Below are 5,151 nucleotides of genomic sequence, written 5' to 3' on the forward strand. Positions count from 1 at the left end.
CTGCCGGTGGGGGCGGTCCGGGTGACGATGCGGAAGAGCTGGATTGCGAAGGTTGAGGCGACCGCGGTCATGAAAAACGGGAGTTTACCATAATCCTTCAAATTGAGTTCATTTTTGAGCGCCTAGGGTCCTCTCAGTAAATCTCGTGAGAGGGGCGTCTCATGAAGGCTCAATCGTCAAACTGGCTGATGAGGATTTTCATCGCCTTCGTTTTCATACTCTGCCTGTTCGGCCCGTATGGTCTTTCGATCCTGATCGGCTGCGTCGGGCTGGGCTGCTATTTCTTTCGCGACGAGGTCGGGTCGCATCTCTGACGAAGGATCATCCGGCAGCGCCGCAGCCATCTGGGCGTGCTTCATAGAGGGGCGGCTCCTGCGGGCCGCCCCTTTTGCTGTTTTGCTCAGGCCTTGCGGCCAATCCTGCAACGCTGAACCGGAGCCTGTATTAGCTCCTCCGCTTCAATACCGCGGGATCAAACATGTTGATCCCGCGCAAGGTTGAGATAGCTTCCATGCGGGGTCTGGGGTTTGGGGCAACGCATGAGAGACGCCGTGGTTCTTCGCGTTCTTGCCTCGGCCGGGTTGACGTCCCTGTCCTTGTTCTGCCCAGGCTTTGGTCGTGCGGAGGAAGTCGTTCCGGCGTTCCAGGCGGATTTCGAGACAGCCTGCATCGCGGCCGAGGACTGGAAGATCTCGTCGCTGCTGGACAAATCCGTTCGTGCCGATCGTATCCGATGCGTCGGCGAACGGGGGGCCGGAGATGGCGGGCGCGTCCTCAGCGTTACCGTCAAGCCGGGCGATGCCTATGATCCCGATCCTGGCTCTTCGGCGACGGAGCGCGCCGAGATCCAGATGACGCGCGAGCTCATCCGCTTCGATACCACGACCTGGTACAGCTTTCAGTTCCGTGTCGAGGCCCCGTGGCTGACACGAAAGAACCGCACCGTCATCCAGCAGATCAAGCAGAATATCGATCCGCGCTACGAGAAGGGCAGGGGCGGAGAAGAGATCTGCGACCCCGGCAATCCGCTTTTCAAGATCGAGGTGGATTCGGACGGCAAGACTCCGGTCTTCCGCGCGAAGAGTGCTGGCACCGAGACATGTGGCGACAGCGTCGGGCAGGTCCATTTCTGTGGCGACTGGCCAATCGCCCCGGGCCATTGGCACCGGGTCAATGTTTCGATACGGCCGAGCCAGAAGGCCGGTGAGAGCCATCTGCAGCTCTGGCTCGATGGGCGCGCCTGCCCAGCCTATCGCGGCGTACTCGGATATCCGCGCTACGGCATGACGAAGGCAGGCAAGCCGGTCATCGACGCGCAGCCGCGCTTCGGCATCTATCGCGATGCTTTGCCCGATGTCTCGCAGACCATCCAGTTCAATGACATCGCCTTCTGGACCCGGAGCCCCGCCGGACATCCGGCGTGGGGCGGTATCGATATCCCATCGGAGTGAAGGCGTTGCTTGGGGAAGACGTCTGACCGGTACGCGCAAGACCCAGTCCATGCGTCGTGCGCGCCCGTCTGGGCAGGCCGCGGTACGCACCTGCCGAGGGCTCGAAATGAAAAGGGCGGCTCCCAAGAGCCGCCCGTTTCTGATTTCCACAATGCAGGATCAGCGCGAGTAGAACTCGATGACCAGGTTCGGTTCCATCTGCACCGCGTAAGGCACGTCCGACAGGGTCGGGGTGCGGGTGTAGGTGGCCGAGAACTTGGTGTGGTCGGCATCGATGTAGTCCGGCACGTCGCGCTCGGCGAGCGCAGCCGATTCGATCACGATGGCGAGCTGGCGGGAGGATTCCTTCACCGCAATCACGTCACCCGGCTTGACCTGGTAGGACGCGATGTTGACGCGCTTGCCGTTGACCGTGACGTGGCCGTGGTTGACGAACTGGCGAGCAGCAAACACCGTCGGGACGAACTTGGCGCGGTAGATCACCGCGTCGAGACGGCGCTCGAGCAGGCCGACGAGGTTCTCACCCGAGTCGCCTTTCAGGCGGATCGCCTCGGCGTAGTAACGACGGAACTGCTTCTCGGAGATCGAGCCGTAATAGCCCTTCAGCTTCTGCTTGGCGCGCAGCTGCGTGCCGAAGTCCGACGGCTTGCCCTTGCGGCGCTGGCCGTGCTGGCCGGGGCCGTATTCACGACGGTTGACCGGGGACTTCGGGCGGCCCCAGATGTTCTGACCGAGGCGGCGGTCAATCTTGTATTTCGCCTCATGACGCTTCGACATATCGCGTGTCCTCTAGGTTCGCGAGTTGAGGACCGCGCCCTCCTGTCCCCGTTTCCAGGGCGACAGATCCGGCTCTCGACGAGCGGATCACGGGTGCGGAAAAAGCCACGCGGGCCCTGATGGACCCGCGCGACGAGAGCCCTATAGGCGCAGGAGCCCCCGCAAGTCAAATCCCTTGGGGCTATGCCTGGGGATCGCTGCTCAGTTCATCAGTGGAAATGGCTCGATCAGGACCTGGGACAGCCCGTAGCCCGCGAGGGCAATGCGCAGCGGTCCGCTGATGCAGGCCCCGCTCGTGAAGATCGCCGGTGCGTCGCCAGCCGCGCTGAACGGTGGGGGCGCCGCAGGGCCCAGCAATTGGGAAATCCGCCGGGCGATGGCCGGGGCAGGATCGATCCAGCTGACGGACCACGGTGCCACCCGGCGCATGCGTTCGAGCAGCAGTGGATAATGCGTGCAGGAGAGGGTGATCACGTCGGTCCGTACGCTGTCGCGTTCGACGAAGCAGGGTTCGAGTTCCGCAAGGATTGCCGCGTCGTCGACCGTTTCACCCTTGAGCGCGGCTTCGGCGAGGCCGGCGAGGCCGGTCGAGCCGACCAGCGTGACCTCGCAGCGCGCCGCATAGGCCTCGATCAGGCCGCGCGTATAGTCGCGGGCGACGGTTCCAGGCGTCGCCAGGACCGAGATCAGGCCGCTGCGGGTGGCCTCGGCTGCTGGCTTGATCGCCGGGACGGTGCCGACGAAGGGGATGGTAAAGCGGGCGCGCAGCGCCGGCAGCACCAGAGTCGAGGCGGTGTTGCAGGCGATCACCACAAGATCAGGATGACAGCGCGCGATCAGCCGCTCCATGACCTGCAGGACGCGGTCGACGAGTTCCGCCTCGCTGAGCCGGCCATAGGGGAAGCCGGCGTCATCGGCGGCGTAGACGATGCGCGCGTCCGGGCGGGCGCGCRTGGTTTCGGCTAGCACTGTCAGGCCGCCGAGCCCGGAATCGAAGACCAGAATGGTGGGTTGGCGGCGTGGCATCACGGCTGCGCCATAGGCTGTTCCGGCCAGAAGATCGACCCGCATGCGTCGGCGCCTGCACAGGAGATGGATGAGCGCTTCATTGGGCCAGAGCCCGGTTAAGGAGTGGTCAAGGAACTCCTGGCCGCCATGATTCAATTTAATTGACTCTGTCCACTAATTGGCGCGACCCTGATCCCCGGAGATCATCATGGCCGCCAAAGACAGCCCCGCGATCGCTGCGATCCGACGCTTCAACCGCTTCCACACGCGCTGGATTGGAGCACTTGGTGGCAGCCTGCACGGCTCCGGTTTCGCGTTGGCCGAGTCGCGCGTGCTCTATGAGTTGGCTCAACGTGACGATTGGCTCGCAAGCGAGCTGGCACGCGAGCTTGCCCTCGATCCCGCCTATCTCTCCCGCATCCTCAAGGGCTTTGCTGCTGCCGGCTGGCTGAGACGCGAGCGTTCTCCCGACGACGGGCGGGCTTCGCACCTGCTGCTGACGCGAGAGGGGCATGACGCCTTTCGGCCGCTGGATGAAGCGTCGCGCGACCAGGCCGACTCGATTCTGGCGCGGCTCGGACAGGCTGAACAGGCGGATCTGGTCGAGGCGCTGGGAACCGCCGAGCGGCTATTGTCTGGAGCCTGCGAGCGGAAGTGGCAACCGCTCATCCGCGAGCACAGACCCGGCGATATCGGTTGGGTGATATCGGCGCATGGCCGGCTCTATGCGGAAGACTACGGCTGGGACATCAGCTTCGAAGCGCTGGTCGCGGAGATCGCGGCGAAATTCCTGCGGGACTTCGTGCCTGGCAAGGAGCGCTGCTTCATTGCGGAGCTGGACGGGATGCCCGTGGGCTCGGCCTTCGTAGTTCGAGAGTCGGACGAGGTCGCCAAACTTCGGCTCGTGCTGGTCGAGAAACGCGGGCAGGGGCTCGGCCTCGGCAAGGCGCTGGTGCAGGAGGCGGTCGGCTTCGCGCAATCGGCTGGTTATCGGCGCATGATCCTGTGGACCAATGATATCCTGCACGCTGCGCGTGGCATCTATCTTGCCGCCGGCTTCAGGCTCATCGCCGAGGAGGCGCACCATTCCTTCGGGCAGGATCTGGTGGGGCAGAACTGGGAGCTGGAACTGGGACGCTAAGCCTTCAGCCGCGCCACGGCCGAGGCCGCCGCCCGGCCCGCCAAGGTCGCGCCGCCGACCGTCATCGCACCGCCGCCGGCGGTCGCCTCGCCCGCGATCCAGATGCGACCGCCGATCGGCTCGGCAAGCCTGTCCCGGGCCGTCTCGAAGCCGGGGCGGCATACCGAATAGGAGCCATGCGAGAACGGATCGGTCCACCAGGCGGGGAATGACACGCCGGTGACAACCTTGCGAAAGCTCGCGCCGACCATCTTGGCCAAAAGCTCGGTCACATGATCCCGTGCGGCGGCGGTTCCCGCGCGGGAAAGGTCACGCGCATAATCCCCGCCGCAATAGGCGATGACGATGTCCTTGTCGTCCGGGAAGAGGTCGACATTCATCATGGCCTTGGGCGAACCGGCTTCAAGATAGCTCATGCCGGGTTTGATGCCGAAGCGATCACCCTCGACCTTGAGTGCGATCTTGGTGAGGGCGCCCATGCCGATTCCATTCAGGGCGTCGCGGGTTCGGGCAGGCAGTGCGGGCGTGAAGCGGATGTCGCCGGCCTTCAGAACGCCGACCGGCACGGTGACGATGCAGGCGCGTGCCTTCAGCGTCCCCGAGCGCGTCGCGATCTCGACGCCGGGCCCGTCCCAGCGAATGGCTTCGACCGGTTCGCCAAGGCGGATATCGAGCCCTTCGCCATGGCGCGCGACAAGATTGCCGTAGCCCGAAGGGACGACGAAATCGTCGCCGCTCCACAGGCGTTGGTAGTCGCGCGCCGAGATGCGATCG

6 protein-coding genes are annotated in these 5,151 nt (G+C 64.4%); 2 read left to right on the top strand and 4 right to left on the bottom strand.

Translation table 11 applies throughout. From position 1 onward, the window contains the following. Positions 1-176: 176 nt before the first annotated feature. Positions 177-359, bottom strand: coding sequence for a hypothetical protein (locus AC1D34_RS35190; protein WP_441491470.1), 183 nt, complete (start codon positions 357-359; stop codon positions 177-179). 192 nt (positions 360-551) lie between these two features. Here AC1D34_RS35190 and AC1D34_RS35195 point away from each other — a divergent pair, with 192 nt between their 5' ends. Further along, on the top strand, positions 552-1,451 hold the full coding sequence (locus tag AC1D34_RS35195) for a heparin lyase I family protein (RefSeq protein ID WP_441491469.1): 900 nt from the start codon (positions 552-554) through the stop codon (positions 1,449-1,451). A gap of 159 nt (positions 1,452-1,610) precedes the next feature. Here the strand turns inward: AC1D34_RS35195 and rpsD are convergent, their stop codons facing one another. Beyond that, positions 1,611-2,228, bottom strand: a complete 618-nt coding sequence (rpsD, locus tag AC1D34_RS35200; RefSeq protein ID WP_043237713.1) for a 30S ribosomal protein S4 — start codon at positions 2,226-2,228, stop codon at positions 1,611-1,613. A 201-nt stretch (positions 2,229-2,429) separates the two neighbouring features. Beyond that, positions 2,430-3,299 (bottom strand): glutamate racemase, encoded by an 870-nt coding sequence (murI, locus tag AC1D34_RS35205; RefSeq protein WP_476826744.1) that lies wholly within the window; start codon positions 3,297-3,299, stop codon positions 2,430-2,432. Between the two features lie 145 nt (positions 3,300-3,444). Between murI and AC1D34_RS35210 the strand changes: the two genes are divergently transcribed. Next, on the top strand, positions 3,445-4,377 hold the full coding sequence (locus AC1D34_RS35210; protein WP_476826745.1) for a bifunctional helix-turn-helix transcriptional regulator/GNAT family N-acetyltransferase: 933 nt from the start codon (positions 3,445-3,447) through the stop codon (positions 4,375-4,377). Here AC1D34_RS35210 and AC1D34_RS35215 read toward each other — a convergent pair. Then, on the bottom strand, positions 4,374-5,151 hold a 778-nt coding region (locus tag AC1D34_RS35215; RefSeq protein ID WP_476826746.1), incomplete at its 5' end, for a flavin monoamine oxidase family protein. The two genes, AC1D34_RS35210 and AC1D34_RS35215, sit on opposite strands and share 4 nt — an antisense overlap.

The sequence above is a fragment of the Allobosea sp. P1_A7 genome, assembly GCF_056406775.1.